Source organism: Amorphus sp. 3PC139-8, from assembly GCF_040750475.1.
Classification (GTDB): domain Bacteria; phylum Pseudomonadota; class Alphaproteobacteria; order Rhizobiales; family Amorphaceae; genus Amorphus.
In genome coordinates this window covers 177,296-191,688 of the sequence record NZ_JABJVY010000007.1, presented here as the reverse complement: position 1 = coordinate 191,688, position 14,393 = coordinate 177,296, and the positions used below count along the sequence as shown (strand labels likewise).

Genomic DNA, 14,393 nt, shown 5'->3' with positions numbered 1-14,393 from the left:
AGAATAAGCATTCTTTCACTATCCGTATGAATTATCCATGATATCGGCAAACTTTTTAGTTAGATCATTAGAATATTTTAAATTAACCTCACACATGCACTCCTTACCCCCCGATATTTGAGGGGAGACAACGCAAGACCGGCTTTGATGGGTAAGAATATCTTATCGACGGCAGACGAAACCGGCTCTAAATAAGAGAGTGGCATGTGCGAGCATCCTTGCAGGACGCACAAAAGATGGATTGCTTGATGCGCTATCATCTGCACCGCAAGGCCCACACGCCATCAGCGCGATTCGCCGAACGTGCCAGTCGGTCCGCCGCCCGACCCGCATATCCAGTCACGAATGAACCGCCGCATCCCCGCGCCAATCCAGCGCGTGAGAGCAATTTCATCGCCTGAAATTTCCTTCTAAGCTCTACGCTTCAGTTCCGGCCCGACGGAGGCACACATCGTGAGCTCACCCGATCCCGTGTCCGCTGGCGGCGCCCCCTCTGAAGGCGACCGCCCGGAAGGCGCAACACTGGCAAGCTGGCTTGCCACACATGTGCGCAAGCGGGGGGAGCATCCAGCGCTCATCGGTCCGGGCGGGACGGTCTCTTATGCCGATCTCGACGCCCACGCACAGCGGATGGCGCGGGGGTTCGTGGAACTCGGAATCCAGCCCGGCGACCGAATCGCGGTTCAGCTTCCCAACACCACGGCCTTCGTACTCAGCTATCTGGCGGCCGGCTATGCCGGCGCCGTGCTCCAGACGATCCACATGCCCTATCGATCGGCGGAGATCGAACCGCTCCTGGCTCATGCCAAGAGCGCGGCCTTCATCGGGCTGAAAGAGACCAAGGATTTCGCGCCCGCCCCCTTCGTCGCCTCGCTTCGCGACCGACTGCCCGCGCTAAAGGCCGTGATCGCGCTCGGTGGCGATCCGGAGGGAACGGTCGATTTCGCCACGCTGACCGGCGAAGCGGAGTTGTCGCCTGCTGCCTCTCCGTCCGACCCGTTCGTGCTGCTTTATACCTCCGGTACAACCTCTGCCCCAAAGGGCGTTCTCGTTCCTTACGAGAAATTCCTGCCGAACGCGGCGCGAAGCGCGCGGGAGCTCGGGATCGACAGCGGCTCGGTGATCCTGTCGGCCGCGCCCTTCAGCCATCTCTACGGCCTGTTCTCCGTCAACCTGGCACTCGCCACTGGCGCGACCATGGCGCTGTTGCCAGCCTATACGCCTGCGAGCCTTGCCGAGGCGCTGACCAGCTACCGGCCGAGCCACCTATTCTCCGCGCCCGCCCACATGGTGGCGGCCGAGGCCAACGGCTTTCTGGATCCGGATCGGCTGAAATCCCTGAAGCTATTGCAGATCTCCGGCACCGCCTGCCCACCGGCGCTCGCCGAAACCGTGCAATCGCGCTTGAGCGACGGCGTGGTCGGCCAGCTCTGGGGCATGAGCGAGCTTCAGGCCGGCGCTTTCACTCGTCTCGACGATCCGTTGGATGCTCGCCTTGGCAGTGCCGGACGCGCAAGCCCCGGCAGCGAGCTGCGCGTGATGGAGGGCGACACCCCCGCCCTGTCCGATACCGAGGGCGAATTGCAGGTGCGCGGGCCCTCGCTGTTTTCCGGCTACCTGGACAACGAAGAAGCGACCGAAGGCGCCTTTACCGAAGACGGCTTTTTCCGAACCGGCGATCTGGCGGTGATGGATGCGCGCGGCTTCATTCGCATCACCGGACGCTCCAAGGACGTGATCAACCGCGGTGGCGTGAAGTTCAATCCGGCCGACGTGGAAGATCTGATCGCTGGCCATCCGGCCGTTGCGCAATGCGCGATCGTACCGGTCCCCGATCCCACGCTGGGCGAACGCGCTTGCGTCGCCATTGTGCCGGTACCCGGCGCCGAGCCGCCAAGCCTCGACGACCTGCGCACCTATCTGACCGAAGCCGGCGTCGCCAAGACCAAGTGGCCGGAGGCACTCGTGTTCGTCGAAGACATGCCGATGACCCCGACCCGCAAGGTGAAAAAGGCGGAATTGGCGAAGCTGGTCCGGGATCAAACCGGAAGCAGGCCCTAACGATCTTTGAGCACAGCGCTCAAATCACCGCTCAGCCCCCGTTCCGCTTCATGTTGTCGGCGATGACACGGATGCCGCCGTCGGTCAGGCGATAGGCCCAGCCGTGAACGTGCAGCTCCTGGCCGCGTTCGAAGGCGTCACGCACGATCGGGCTTTCCAGAACCCGGCCGGCCTGGACCTCGACAGTCAGCTCGCAGAGCCGGTCGAAGCGCTTGTCGTCGTCCTCGATCGCTTCCAACTCGTCACGGTTGAGCCGCGCGATGTCGCGGATCGGCTGCAGCCAATGATCCACCAGCCCGCTGGGCGAGCGCTGCATGGCGGCACGGATGCCGCCGCAGCCATAGTGGCCGCAGACGATGATGTGGCGAACCTTCAGGACATCGACCGCGAACTGCAGGACCGACTGGCAGTTGATGTCGGCGTGGTGAACGAGATTCGCGATGTTGCGATGGACGAACACCTCGCCCGGCGGCAGGTCGGTGATGACGTTGGCGGGCACGCGGCTGTCGGCACAGCCGATCCAAAGATATTCGGGCGTCTGCTGGTCGACCAGGCGATCGAAATAGGCCGGATCCCGCTCAACCTGCCGCTTCGCCCAATCCTTGTTCTGCTGCAAGAGATGCTCGAGCACGCCGTCTCCTTTCGCTCGTCGGGGCCGGTCGCCTCCGGCCGTCGCGAGACTGCTTATAGCATTCTTCGCAAAAGCTGAATCGGAGAGAGCCAAATCCGATCCCACGGCCCTGCCCGGCTGATCCTCGTAGGATCAGGCAATGTTTCCCCCTGACCGAAAACGCTCTATGCAAGATGAAGAGCAAGGCTCGGGAGGGATACCATGCATGCAGCAATCGCCTTCGTTCTTTCCAACTTCACCCTGACCTTTCTGGTCATCGGCCTCATCGCATCGGCGATTGCGATCGCGAGAGCTCCACGCGTGACCGGGTCCGTGGTGATCGAAAAGCTCTTTGCCTATTTCCTGCTGTTCTCGATCTTTGTCTCGTTCTTCTACAATTTCGTCATGCACGTCTTCTTCGGCGAGACGGCGGCACGTTTCATCGGCTGGGCTCAGAGCCCGTTTCAAGCCGAAGTCGGCTTTGCCTCGCTCGGCTTCGCCGTGGTTGGACTGTTGGCTTTCTTCGGAAATCGCGGGATCCGGATCGCGGCAATTGTCGGACCCGCGATGTTCCTGTGGGGCGCCGCGGCGGGCCACGTCTACCAGATGATCACCGCGCACAATTTCGCGCCCGGCAACGCCGGCATCATCTTCTGGACCGACATTCTGCTGCCAGTGATCGGGTTCGTCTTCCTACTGCTTCAGCGGGGGTCGAACAATCGGTAGGAACGTATCCGACACGACGTCCACAAGGGCACGATCGCCGCAGATTGGAACGCTCCCGTCTCCCGAGACCTCCGCTCAATTTTCGAGGACAAGTCACTCGATCGGGTTTGTATAGAATGCGGCGAAGGATCTAGCCGCCAACTCACTATGGATTCCCGCTTGCGCGGGAATGAGCGGAGACTGGGGGCTCGACCAAGAGGCGCGATGCGCCGGACGCCTCGCTCAGCCGGGCGAACTTGCGGCCATGTCGGCGGCAAGCTGCGCCTTGAGCTGAAAGTGCTGTACCTTGCCCATCGCGTTCTTGGGCAGGGTCTCCACGAACCGGATCTCGCGGGGCACCTTGAAGCGCGCGAGATTGGAGCGAAGGTGCGCCGTCATCTCCTCAACGGTCGGTTTGGCGCCGGCGCGCGCGACGATGAAAGCGACGGGCACCTCCTGCCAATGCGGATCGGCACGACCGATCACGGCCGCCTCCAGCACGTCGGGATGCTCGTGCAATACCCGCTCCAGCTCAGCCGGATAGATGTTCTCACCGCCGGAAATGATCACATTCTTCTTGCGATCATGGACGTAGAAATAGCCGTCCTCGTCGCGCGTGGCGATGTCGCCGGTGTGGAACCAACCATTCCTGAGCACGTCGGACGTGGCCGCTTCATCCCCCCAATATTCGTAGAGAGTGGTCGGCCCGCGCACCACGATCTCGCCGGGCTCGCCAGGCGGCAGCTCGCGGCCGGTCGCATCCACGATCTTGGCCTCGCAGGCGAGACCCGGCAGACCCGTCGTGCCTTTGCGCGCGATGGAATCGGCGCCGCCGATTCGAGTGTAAATGCAGATCGGGGCCGTCTCGGTCGAGCCGTAGACCTGCAGCACCGGCAACCCGCGCGCATGAAAGCGCTCCACCACGGGCTGCGGCACGATCGTCGACCCGGTGGTAACGACGCGCAGCGAGGAGACGTCGGCGCCCGCCCAGTCGGGATGCTCCAGCACCGCCAGCAGTGTCGCCGGGACCAACACAGTGAGCGTCGGCCGATCCTCCACGATGGTGCGGATCGCAGCGCCCGCCTCGAACCGGTCGTGCAGCGTCACGGTCGCGCCCACTTGCAGCGCCGGCGTGGTCTGGATGTTGAGCCCGCCGACATGGAACATCGGCAGCGAGGTGAAGATGTGGTCCGCGGCCGTCATGTCATGCATGTGGGCGGACTGGATCGCGTTCCAGACGATGGCGTCCTGGCGTAGGACCGCCCCTTTCGGGCGCCCGGTGGTGCCGGACGTGTAGACGATCAACAGCGGGCAAGTGGTGTCGATGTGCGGGTTACGGCCGTCTTTTCCGTCGGCCCCCTCAAGGAAGGCCTCGAAGCTGACGCCCACCGACGGCGCGAAATCGAGCCCCACCGGTCGGCATTCCGGCAGCGCGGTGGAAAGCGGCTCCAACACGCCGGAGAACGCCTCTTCCACGAACAGCGCCTTCGCGGAGGCGTGCTCCAGAATGTAGAGATGCTCGGGCGTCGCCAGCCGCCAATTGATCGGCACCAGCATGGCGCCGAGGCGAGCGCAGGCATAGAGCAGCACCAGATAGTCGGGCCGGTTGAGCGACAGGATTGCGACGCGGTCGCCCCGCCCCACCCCAAGCCGGGTCTTGAGCGCGTAGGCCGTCCGGTGGATCCGATCGGCCAGCGCCGCATAAGTCAGGATCTCGCCCTGAAAGCGAATGGCCGGCTTCTCCGGCGTGAAGGCGGCGTTGCGGTCGATCAGATCGGAAAGGTCCATGGGTTTCTATCCCAAGAATAATCAAAGACGGTGCTTCTGCCGCGCCCGGCACCTCATACGCCGCTCACTCCCGCGAAAGCGGGGAGGCCATAAGGAACCAGCGAGAACACCTCGAACGCAACGTCGTCATGCAACGAGATGATCGGCTTCCGCACACGTCGGGAAGACCAAGATCCCACCGACAGGCCCTATGGATTCCCGCTTTCGCGGGACTGAGCGGAGCGAAAAGCGCCGCCAGAGATTACTCGTCGCTCTCGCCCGGCTCGTAGAGCGCGCCGCGGCCAAGCCGATCGACGCACAGTTCCGCCGTCCACGGCAGCATCAAGGCGCCGCAGCGGGAGTCGCGATAGATCCGCTCCAAGGGCAGCGACTTCAGCATCGACTGGCCGCCACACGTGCGGATGGCGAGGCGCGCGATGTCGTTGGCGAACTCCATCACCGTGTACTGGGTCGCCCAGGCGCGCAGCACCTGATCCTTGCTCGGGTTGGCGCAGGCCTCCGTCACCGCCTGGAACCAAAGCGCCTTGGCCTGCTCCAGCTTGATGCGCATTTCCGCGACGGCGATCTGCTTGGTGGGGTACATGCGCCGCTTCACCGGCGGCATGCCCGGCACCTCGCCACGCAGGTAGGCGACCGTGAAGTCGTAGGCCGCCTGGGCCTGGCCCATATAGGTTGGCGACAGCGTCATGAACATGTGCGGCCAATTCGACGCCGCCTTGAAATAGAGGCCGCGCGGCATCAGCGCCTCCGTCTCCGGCACGAACACGTCGTCGAACAAGAGCGTGCGCGACACCGTGCCCCGCATGCCAAGCGGGTCCCAGTCGCCGACCACGCTGACGCCCTTCGCGGTGGCATCGACGGCGAGATAAAGCGTGTTGCGCCGGCTCTTGGTCCCGTCCGGCTCGGTCTCCGTGCACAGGACGCCGTAATAGTCGGCATTGCCCGAAAGCGAGGCGAAAATCTTCTTGCCCCGCACGATCCAGCCGCCTTCGACCGGCACGGCCTCGGTGGAGAAGGCCACCGCGCCGGCCGCCGCCGCGCCACCCTCGGAGAAGGGCTGGGCGTAGATGGCGCCGTCCTCGACGATGCGCTTGTAGTGGATCGCCCGGCGCTTCTCGTGGGCCGCGCGGTCCTCCTCGCTCATCTCCAGATCGTCCGCGAGCGGACCGGACCAGAGCGTGGAACAGACGTGCATGTTCCAGGTCAGTGCGGTCGCGCCGCAATAGCGGCCGATTTCGGCAGCCACCAGCGAATAGCTTTGATAGCCCGCGCCGCCGCCCCCGAAACGCTCCGGCACGCACAGCGCCAGAAGGCCGTTCTCGTGCAGGTCCTTATAGTTTTCCGTCGGGAACTTGGCCTCGCGATCGACCTCGAAGGCACGGTCGGCGAACTTGGTCTTCCCAAGCTTGCGGGCAAGCGTGCACCACTCCGCCTGCTGGTCGGTCAGGCGGAAGGCGACGGGATCGAACATCGGTGCGTCGAGTTCGACCGATTCGATATCGACAGCGGGGACGTTCATGACGGGATACTCCTCAAGTGAAGGCGGCCGCCGGCGACCTAAAGCCGGGCGAGGAAGGTTTGCATGGCCTCATTGAATGGGCCGGGTTTATCGAGATTGGCGAGATGGCCGGCGCCTTCCAGCACGACACAGGTCGCGTTCGGGATCTTCTCGGCCATCTTTTGCATGACGGGCGCGGGCGCGCTGGTGTCCTCGGTGCCGGCGATCAAAAGCGTCGGGCAAGCGATGTTGGGGAGATTGGCACGCTGGTCGAAGCTGACGAGCGCATGCACCATGACGCGGAAGCTCTCCTCCGGCGTCGCGGCCAGCGCGTCGCGCCCGATCCGGAAGCCTTCCGGGTCCGGATCGGGGCCCGTGAGCCCTTTCATCATCTGATCGGCAAGCTCGGCCATGGTGTGGCCGGCATCGAGCGGCGCCAGACGACCCTCGATGAACTTCTTCTGGAAATCGCCATCCGGCCGGCCGAAGGCGGGGCTGGTGCCAGTGAGCACGATCGCTTTCGGCGCGACGAGGCCCGCGGCCAGCGCCTCCTGCACGATCATGCCACCCAACGATTGTCCAACCAGGATCGCGTCCTTCGCGTCGATCTGGCTCAGGAAATCGCCGAGCGCGACGGCAAGGGCGGGAAGATTGGCCTCTTGCAGCGGCACCGAGGTGCCGTATCCGGGAACATCCCACGAGACGACCCGGTAGGCCGGCGAAAAGGCGCGCAACTGCGGATCGAAGACCTCCGCCCGTCCGCCAATGCCATGAATGAAGACAATCGCAGGCGCCGACGGATCACCGCCCTCGGCATAGCCGAAGCGGCCGGTCTTCGTCGATTTGCGCTCATATGCGCCGGACACGTCTGCCATACGGCCTCACCTCCCGAACGACGCCCAATCCGGGAAGCATAGCACAGACATATTACATGAAAAGGAATAGTTTTAGGTTCAAAGCATCACCGTCGCGTCGTCCCTGAGACCAAAGCCGCGTCGGTTCGCCTTGCGGCGGCCCTCTTCAAATTGGCCTGGTGCGCTAGGCTTGTTCAGCTCACCGTGGAATCGCCGCACGACGGATTTGAAGCGTTGCGGGCCCTTCAGTCGTAGGGAAGGCCCACATAGTTTTCCGCCAGCGCCCGCTGCGCGGTTTCCGACGACATCAGATAGTCGAGCTCGGCGCGCTTGACGCGCACATCGAAGGCTTCCTCGTCGAACTTGTGAAGCAGCGTCGTCATCCACCAGGAGAAGCGTTCGGCGAGCCAGATCCGACGCAGCGCCTTGGCGGAATAGCCGGAAAGCCCGCTGTCGTCCCCGGCCCTATAGAAGTCGATCAGACCGCTGGAGAGATAGAAGACGTCGGAAGCCGCAAGGTTGAGCCCCTTGGCGCCGGTTGGCGGCACGATGTGGCCGGCATCCCCCACCAGGAACAAGCGGCCATGGGTCAGCGGCTCGGCGACGAAGCTTCGGAGCGGGGCAATCGACTTCTCGATCGACGGTCCGGTCACGAGCGTGCTTGCCACGTCGGCCGGCAGCCGCGATTTCAGCTCCTCCCAGAACCGGTCGTCGGACCAGTCCTCCACCTTCTCGCCCGACGGCACCTGGACATAGTAGCGGCTCAACACGCGAGAGCGCAGCGAGCACAGCGCAAAGCCACGCGGATGACCGGAATAGATCAGCTCTTCGGCAACCGGCGGGGTCTCCGACAGAATGCCGAGCCACCCGAACGGATAGACCTTTTCGAACACGGTCAGCTTGTCGGCCGGGAATGCCTTGCGGCTCGGGCCGTGGAAGCCGTCGCAACCGGCGATGAAATCGCAGTCGATGCGCTCTTCCACGCCGTCCTTCTTGAAGGTGACATAGGGCTTGTCGGTGTCGATCCCGTGGAGGGCGACATCCTCGGCCTGATGGATGATCCGACCGCCCATCGCATCCCGCGCATCGTAAAGATCGTGAGTGACCTCGGTCTGGCCGTAGACCATCACCGTCTTGCCGACGAGCTGTTCGAAGTTGATGCGGATGCGATTGTCGCCGAACGCGATCTCGACGCCTTCGTGGATTTCGCCCTCGGCGTCCATGCGCTCGCCCACGCCGGCCTGGCGCAACATGTCGGCAAGGCCCTGCTCCAGCACGCCGGCGCGGATGCGTCCCAGCACGTGCTCGCGGCTGTGCCGCTCTAGGACGATGCTCTCGATCCCTGCCAGATGCAGACGCTGGGACAAGAGCAGACCAGACGGCCCGGCCCCGATGATCGCTACCTGGGTTTTCATCCGACGAACCTCCCGACGTTCCCGCCGCTCCGCGGCTTATGTTCTTGTTGGCCGTCGGTCCGCCGAGCGGATCGCTTCGACCGGAGGATTTCGGGCCGGCGCGGCCCGAAATCCTGCATTTGACATCAGAGCGAAATCACACGTCGAAGAAGACGGTTTCCTGCTCGCCCTGAAGATGGATGTCGATCGAGTAGACCGCCGTTCCCTCGCCGGGCTTGCGTTCCGCAATCAGCGTCTCGCGGCGATGCGGCGGCACCATCTTCAAGATCGGATCGCTCGCGTTCGCCTCCTCGTCGGAGAAGTAGATCCGGGTATTGAGATGGATGTTGATACCGCGCGCGAAGAGCGCGATCGCCACGTGCGGCGCCATCTTCTCGCCGTTGGGGCCGGCCACCTGGCCGGGCTTCACCGTCTCGAAGACATAGTAGCCGGACTTCAGATCCGACACGGCCCGGCCGAAGCCACGGAAATCGGCCGCGATCTCATTGGCTTTCGGGTCCAGCGGATGACGGTAGCGGCCCTTGCCGTCGGCCTGCCACAGCTCGATCGTGGCATCGGTGATCGGCGCGCCGGTGCCATCCCACAGATTGACCTCCAGCTTGATCGGCTCGCCTTCGGTCTGCGGGCCTGCGACCACATGGAGGTTCTCCTGGGTTCGCATCTGGATGCCGGCCGCGGAGGGAACCAGGCCGATATGGACGTAAGGTCCAGCGGTCTGGGACGGTGTTTCGCGAAGCAGCGTTACCGGCATCTCAAAGTCCCTCCGGCCTGTTCTCAAAGAAGGTCTGGCGCGGCCCGCGCAGAACGATGTCGAAGCGGTAGGCCAGGCAGTCGTGCGGGGTGTTGGCGGTCATGTCGAGAAGCGCCGTCAGCGCCTCCACGCCCTTCTTGTCCGATACGCAGTTCACGATCGGGCAGATCGGGATCAGCGGATCGCCCTCGAAATACATCTGGGTGATCATCCGGGTCGCAAACGCCGGGCCGAACAGCGAAAAATGGATATGCGCCGGCCGCCAACTATTGCGGTAGTTCCGCCACGGATACGGACCCGGACGGATGGTCCGGAAATGGTAGTAGCCGTGCTCGTCGGTGATCATGCGGCCGCACCCGGCGAAGTTCGGGTCGAGCGGCGCGATATAGTCCTCCGTCTTATGACGGTAGCGGCCGCCGGCATTGGCCTGCCACACTTCCACCAGCGTGTTCGGTATGCCGCGCCCTTCCTGGTCCATCACCCGGCCGTGGACGATCGCGCGTTCGCCGATCGGCTCGCCGTCGACCTGGGCGTTGCGGATCAGGTCGTTGTCGAGCGGGTCCAAATCACCGTGGCCAAACACCGGGCCGGTGATTTCGCTCATGGTCTGGGGCACCGACAAAAGCGCCTGCTGGGGCGAGCGCGCGACAGTCGACTTGTAGTCCGGGAAATAGGCCGCCGGCTGCAGGTCGCGATCGCGCGGCTGGAAGCCACGCGGAAACGCTCCGAGATCGTTGCGCCCGCCCGGCAAGGGGCCTGCCGCGATGCGGCTCGCTTGATCGGTCATGATGTCAACTCCTCCCTCCATTGGGGACCCTCGCCCTCGGCGAGAACTCGTTTGGCGATGCCGAAGCAGGTGTTGGCCGCCGGCACGCCGGCATAGACGGCGACATGCATGAGAAGCTCTTGGAGATCCTCGATCGTCGCGCCCGTTCGGCGCATGGCGCGCACGTGCATGGCGAACTCGTCGTGATGGCCGCCGGCCGCGAGCAGCGTAAGCGTGACCATGCTGCGCTCGCGCTTGGTCAGGCCGGACCCGCTCCAGACCGAACCCCAGGCCGACTCCACGATGAAACGCTGGAAGTCGACATCGAAGTCGGTCTTTTTGGCTTCTGCGCGATCGACATGGTCGTCGCCCAGAACCGAACGGCGAACCGCCATTCCCTGCGCATGGCGCTCATCTGTGGTCATCGCGTTCCGTCCCGGTTCGTTTGGGTTTGCTCGAAATCCGGTCGCAGGCAAGGATTGCTACCCGCCTCGGCGGCACGGCCAACGGATGTGGCCGATGTGCCGGTACCAGACGCACCCGTCTTTGACTTATATCAAAGATAGATATTTTGATTTGGGCATGTAAAATCACTTTTCCGGCGTTTTAAATAACCAAATTGGAATGATCCCGTCCCGCGTCAAGTTCCGTCATTTGCAGTGCCTGTTGCAGACCGCCCGGCTCGGCGGCGTCGCCAAGGCAGCCAAAAGCCTGGGCGTCAGCCAACCGGCGGTGTCCAAGGCGCTTGCCGAACTGGAGGAAATCCTCGGCGTCGAGCTGATGGAGCGCAGCCGCGCGGGAGTGGCGCTGACCCCGGTGGGGGAAATGTTCGTGCGCTATGCCGGCGCAAGCGTGGCCGCGCTGCGCCAGGGCCTCGACGGGGTCGCCCGCGCCAGGATGGAAGAGGAGGAGGTGCTCACCCTCGGCGTGCTGCCATCCGTCGCGGGCCGGATCGTACCGGAGGCCATCGATCGCTTCCGGAGTACGCGGGCGGGCGTGGTTCTCAAGGTTGTCAGCGGACCCAACCTTCACCTTCTCGACCAGCTTCGGCTGGGCGCGCTCGATCTGGTCTTCGGCCGCCTCGGCGCCCCGGAGACGATGGTGGGGCTGAGCTTCCAGCATCTTTATTCGGAGACGGTCAGCTTTGTCGTCCGGCCGGGGCATCCGCTGATCGCCGCACCTGACCTCGCCCGCATCGTCGACTATCCCGTCCTCTTTCCGGAGCAGGAAGCGATCATCCGCAGCATCGTCGACCGCTTTCTCCTGGCCAACGGCATCGGTCACATCGCCGACCGGATCGAGACCGTCTCCAACGATTTCGGTCGGGCCTACACCCGCCGCTCCGACGCCGTCTGGATCATCTCTTCCGGGGTGGCCGCCCTCGACGTCGCGGAGCGAACTCTGGTGGAGCTTCCGTTCGACGTCTCCGACACCACCGGTCCCGTCGGCGTCACCACCCGGGCCGATGCCGAAGTCGGGCCGACGGCCCGTCTCCTGATCGACGCCATGCAGCATGCGGCGCGACTGCCTGCCGACACAAAACTAAAAAATGAAATCAATAAAACGATATAATCTACTGATATTAAATTAAAAATTAACCATAATTAAAGTGAAAACTTAAAAGTATCTTCCCGCTCGAGGAGCAATTTATCGCAGCATTGATGAACACAGCGTTGCTGTGCCGCGACCGATCGGACGCCTCACCGGAACATTGCCGGTCGGCCGGTTATCCACCCTTTCGATCGGCGAAAGGAAGCTCGGGCGCACGTTGACCATCGAAGACGGCAATCTGGTTTCGCCCGCCCTCCTTTGCCTCGTACATCAGGCCGGAGATGCGCTCCACCAGGTCGATCACCTGCTCGCCCTCGCGCATGTCCGCCACGCCGATTGAAACGGAGAGCGGAATCGCGCGATCGTCGATCTCAAATGGCTCGGACCCGATATGGCCGCAGATCCGGTCGGCGATCGACGCGGCCTGCTGCAACCCGACCTCCGGAAGCAGCAGCACGAACTCGTCCCCGCCCCAACGCACCAGCGTGTCATAGGGCCGGCTCAGGTCTTCCAGGCGCTTGGTGGCCGCGTTCAGAACGGCATCGGTGGCGACGTGGCCATAATCCCGGTTGAGATCCTTCAGCCGATCGATGTCGATGAACAATGCCGAGACCGGGATGCCGAACCGTTCGCGGCGCGCCATGACCTGCGCCTCGATGCGCTCCAGCCCATGGCGATTATAGGCACCGGTCAGCGCATCGCGCTCCACCAGGGTCTGAAGGTCCGTAATCTGGGCGTAGAGCTGTTCCAACTCCTCGCGCAGAGCGCCAAGCGAGGTGTCGTCGGAACGCGTCAGAATCTCGGCAAGCCGAACGGACGGCGCCGTCAGAGTTCCCGTCGGGGCGGTATCACGATGCACCCTCCGATTCCCTTTCCTGAAGCGTGCGGCGGTCCCCATTCACGCCCGTCCCACGGTTCGGATGACAAAACAGAGACCGTCGGCCTTCTTCGGACTGCCCCGAGCCAAGCCGTACCGACGCCCCGTCCATCAGCGCCAGTAATGTCGGTCAGAAGGTTTCGTCATGACATCGTCATTGCTCCCGCCTTGCCCCTAAGATGCGGTAGCGTCGTCATGCTTCTAAACGATCCCCCAAGCCTTGCCCAGGCATCGACATGCAGAATTGACGAACAAACCATGCGCTATTCGATTGGCTCCCTCGCCCTGAACGCACTCACCGGGCAACGCTACTGGCCACTTGCCTGGCGCAAGGCCGAGCCGCGCCCAGCCTACGACGTCGTCATCGTCGGAGGTGGTGGCCATGGCCTGGCGACGGCCTACTATTTGGCCAAAGAACACGGCATCACAAACGTTGCCGTCTTGGAAAAAGGCTGGCTCGGCAGCGGCAATATCGGCCGGAACACGACGATCATCCGCTCCAACTACATGCTTCCCGACAATACCCGCTTCTACGAGTGGTCGCTGAAACTTTGGGAGAACCTGTCGCGCGAGCTGAATTTCAACACGATGGTGTCCCAGCGCGGGGTGATCAATCTCGCCCACACGCCGGCGCAGCTCGATGCCTATGCGCGGCGCGGCAACGCCATGCGGCTTGCCGGCGTGGACGCCGAACTCCTCGACCGCGACGAACTGGCGCGGCGCGTTCCCGGCCTCGACCTCTCCGAGACGGCCCGGTTCCCGATTGTCGGCGGTCTCTGCCAGCCGCGCGGCGGCACCGTCCGCCACGATGCTGTCGCCTGGGGCTACGCCCGTGCCGCCGACCGGCTCGGCGTCGACATCATCGAGAATTGCGCCGTCACCGGCTTCACGTTCGACGGCGACCGCGTCACCGGAGTGGAGACGACGCGCGGCACGATCGGAGCCGGAAAAGTCGGCGTGGCGGTCGCCGGATCCACCTCGGAGGTGATGCGGCTTGCCGGCTTCGATCGCCTGCCGATCGAGAGCCACGTGCTGCAGGCGTTCGTGTCGGAAGGCTTAAAACCCTTCCTCGACACCGTGGTCACCTTCGGCGCCGGCCACCTCTACATTTCCCAGTCCGACAAAGGCGGACTGGTCTTCGGCGGCGACATCGACGGCTACAACTCCTATGCTCAACGCGGCAACCTGCCGATCGTGGAGGATGTGGCGGCCTCTGCCGTCACTATGTTCCCGTCGCTGTCGCGCCTGCGGCTCCTGCGCTCGTGGGGCGGCATCATGGACATGTCCATGGACGGCAGCCCGATCATCGACAAAACTCCGAAGCCGGGCCTCTACCTGAACGCCGGCTGGTGTTATGGCGGCTTCAAGGCGACGCCCGCCTCGGGCTGGTGCTTCTCCCACACAATCGCCCGCGACGCCCCCCACCCGCTCAACGCCGGCTTCGCCCTCGACCGTTTCCGCACCGGCGCGCTGCTGGACGAGCGCGGCGCCGGCGCCACCCCCCGACTGCACTGAGC

The 14,393-nt window shown here is 63.8% G+C and carries 13 protein-coding genes; 4 read left to right on the top strand and 9 right to left on the bottom strand.

Annotated elements, in window-relative coordinates:
• Nucleotides 1-453: 453 nt before the first annotated feature.
• The gene (locus HNS03_RS09300) at nucleotides 454-2,061 is read left to right on the top strand and encodes a class I adenylate-forming enzyme family protein (protein ID WP_367194753.1); all 1,608 of its coding nucleotides are present in this window, start codon (nucleotides 454-456) and stop codon (nucleotides 2,059-2,061) included.
• Between the two features lie 31 nt (nucleotides 2,062-2,092).
• Here the strand turns inward: HNS03_RS09300 and HNS03_RS09295 are convergent, their stop codons facing one another.
• The gene (locus tag HNS03_RS09295) at nucleotides 2,093-2,692 is read right to left on the bottom strand and encodes a carbonic anhydrase (RefSeq protein WP_367194751.1); all 600 of its coding nucleotides are present in this window, start codon (nucleotides 2,690-2,692) and stop codon (nucleotides 2,093-2,095) included.
• 201 nt (nucleotides 2,693-2,893) lie between these two features.
• Here HNS03_RS09295 and HNS03_RS09290 point away from each other — a divergent pair, with 201 nt between their 5' ends.
• Nucleotides 2,894-3,397, top strand: a complete 504-nt coding sequence (locus tag HNS03_RS09290) for a DUF6790 family protein (RefSeq protein ID WP_367194749.1) — start codon at nucleotides 2,894-2,896, stop codon at nucleotides 3,395-3,397.
• Nucleotides 3,398-3,619: 222 nt separating this feature from the next.
• Here HNS03_RS09290 and HNS03_RS09285 read toward each other — a convergent pair whose 3' ends face one another.
• The 7 genes from HNS03_RS09285 to pcaC all read right to left on the bottom strand — a co-directional run bounded on the left by HNS03_RS09285 (nucleotide 3,620) and on the right by pcaC (nucleotide 10,873).
• Nucleotides 3,620-5,164 carry a class I adenylate-forming enzyme family protein gene (locus HNS03_RS09285; protein WP_367194748.1) on the bottom strand — a complete coding sequence of 515 codons (1,545 nt, stop codon included), beginning with the start codon at nucleotides 5,162-5,164 and terminating at the stop codon, nucleotides 3,620-3,622.
• A 241-nt stretch (nucleotides 5,165-5,405) separates the two neighbouring features.
• Entirely contained in the window at nucleotides 5,406-6,683 is a 1,278-nt protein-coding gene (locus HNS03_RS09280; RefSeq protein WP_367194747.1) for an acyl-CoA dehydrogenase family protein, read from the bottom strand.
• 38 nt (nucleotides 6,684-6,721) lie between these two features.
• On the bottom strand, nucleotides 6,722-7,537 hold the full coding sequence (locus HNS03_RS09275) for an alpha/beta fold hydrolase (RefSeq protein ID WP_367194745.1): 816 nt from the start codon (nucleotides 7,535-7,537) through the stop codon (nucleotides 6,722-6,724).
• A gap of 224 nt (nucleotides 7,538-7,761) precedes the next feature.
• Nucleotides 7,762-8,931, bottom strand: a complete 1,170-nt coding sequence (pobA, locus tag HNS03_RS09270; RefSeq protein WP_367194744.1) for a 4-hydroxybenzoate 3-monooxygenase — start codon at nucleotides 8,929-8,931, stop codon at nucleotides 7,762-7,764.
• Nucleotides 8,932-9,067: 136 nt separating this feature from the next.
• The gene (pcaG, locus tag HNS03_RS09265; RefSeq protein WP_367194743.1) at nucleotides 9,068-9,682 is read right to left on the bottom strand and encodes a protocatechuate 3,4-dioxygenase subunit alpha; all 615 of its coding nucleotides are present in this window, start codon (nucleotides 9,680-9,682) and stop codon (nucleotides 9,068-9,070) included.
• A gap of 1 nt (nucleotide 9,683) precedes the next feature.
• A complete protein-coding gene (pcaH, locus tag HNS03_RS09260) occupies nucleotides 9,684-10,469 on the bottom strand; it encodes a protocatechuate 3,4-dioxygenase subunit beta (RefSeq protein WP_367194742.1) in 786 nt (261 codons plus the stop codon).
• Nucleotides 10,466-10,873, bottom strand: a complete 408-nt coding sequence (gene pcaC, locus HNS03_RS09255; protein ID WP_367194741.1) for a 4-carboxymuconolactone decarboxylase — start codon at nucleotides 10,871-10,873, stop codon at nucleotides 10,466-10,468. Before pcaC ends, pcaH begins: the two co-directional genes overlap by 4 nt.
• Nucleotides 10,874-11,072: 199 nt before the next feature.
• Here pcaC and pcaQ point away from each other — a divergent pair, with 199 nt between their 5' ends.
• Entirely contained in the window at nucleotides 11,073-12,020 is a 948-nt protein-coding gene (gene pcaQ, locus HNS03_RS09250; RefSeq protein ID WP_367194739.1) for a pca operon transcription factor PcaQ, read from the top strand.
• A 154-nt stretch (nucleotides 12,021-12,174) separates the two neighbouring features.
• Here pcaQ and HNS03_RS09245 read toward each other — a convergent pair whose 3' ends face one another.
• A complete protein-coding gene (locus tag HNS03_RS09245) occupies nucleotides 12,175-12,858 on the bottom strand; it encodes a GGDEF domain-containing protein (protein ID WP_367194737.1) in 684 nt (227 codons plus the stop codon).
• 276 nt (nucleotides 12,859-13,134) lie between these two features.
• Between HNS03_RS09245 and HNS03_RS09240 the strand changes: the two genes are divergently transcribed.
• Complete coding sequence (locus HNS03_RS09240; protein WP_367194736.1) at nucleotides 13,135-14,391, top strand: sarcosine oxidase subunit beta family protein; 1,257 nt, start codon at nucleotides 13,135-13,137, stop codon at nucleotides 14,389-14,391.
• The last annotated feature ends 2 nt before the right edge of the window (nucleotides 14,392-14,393 follow it).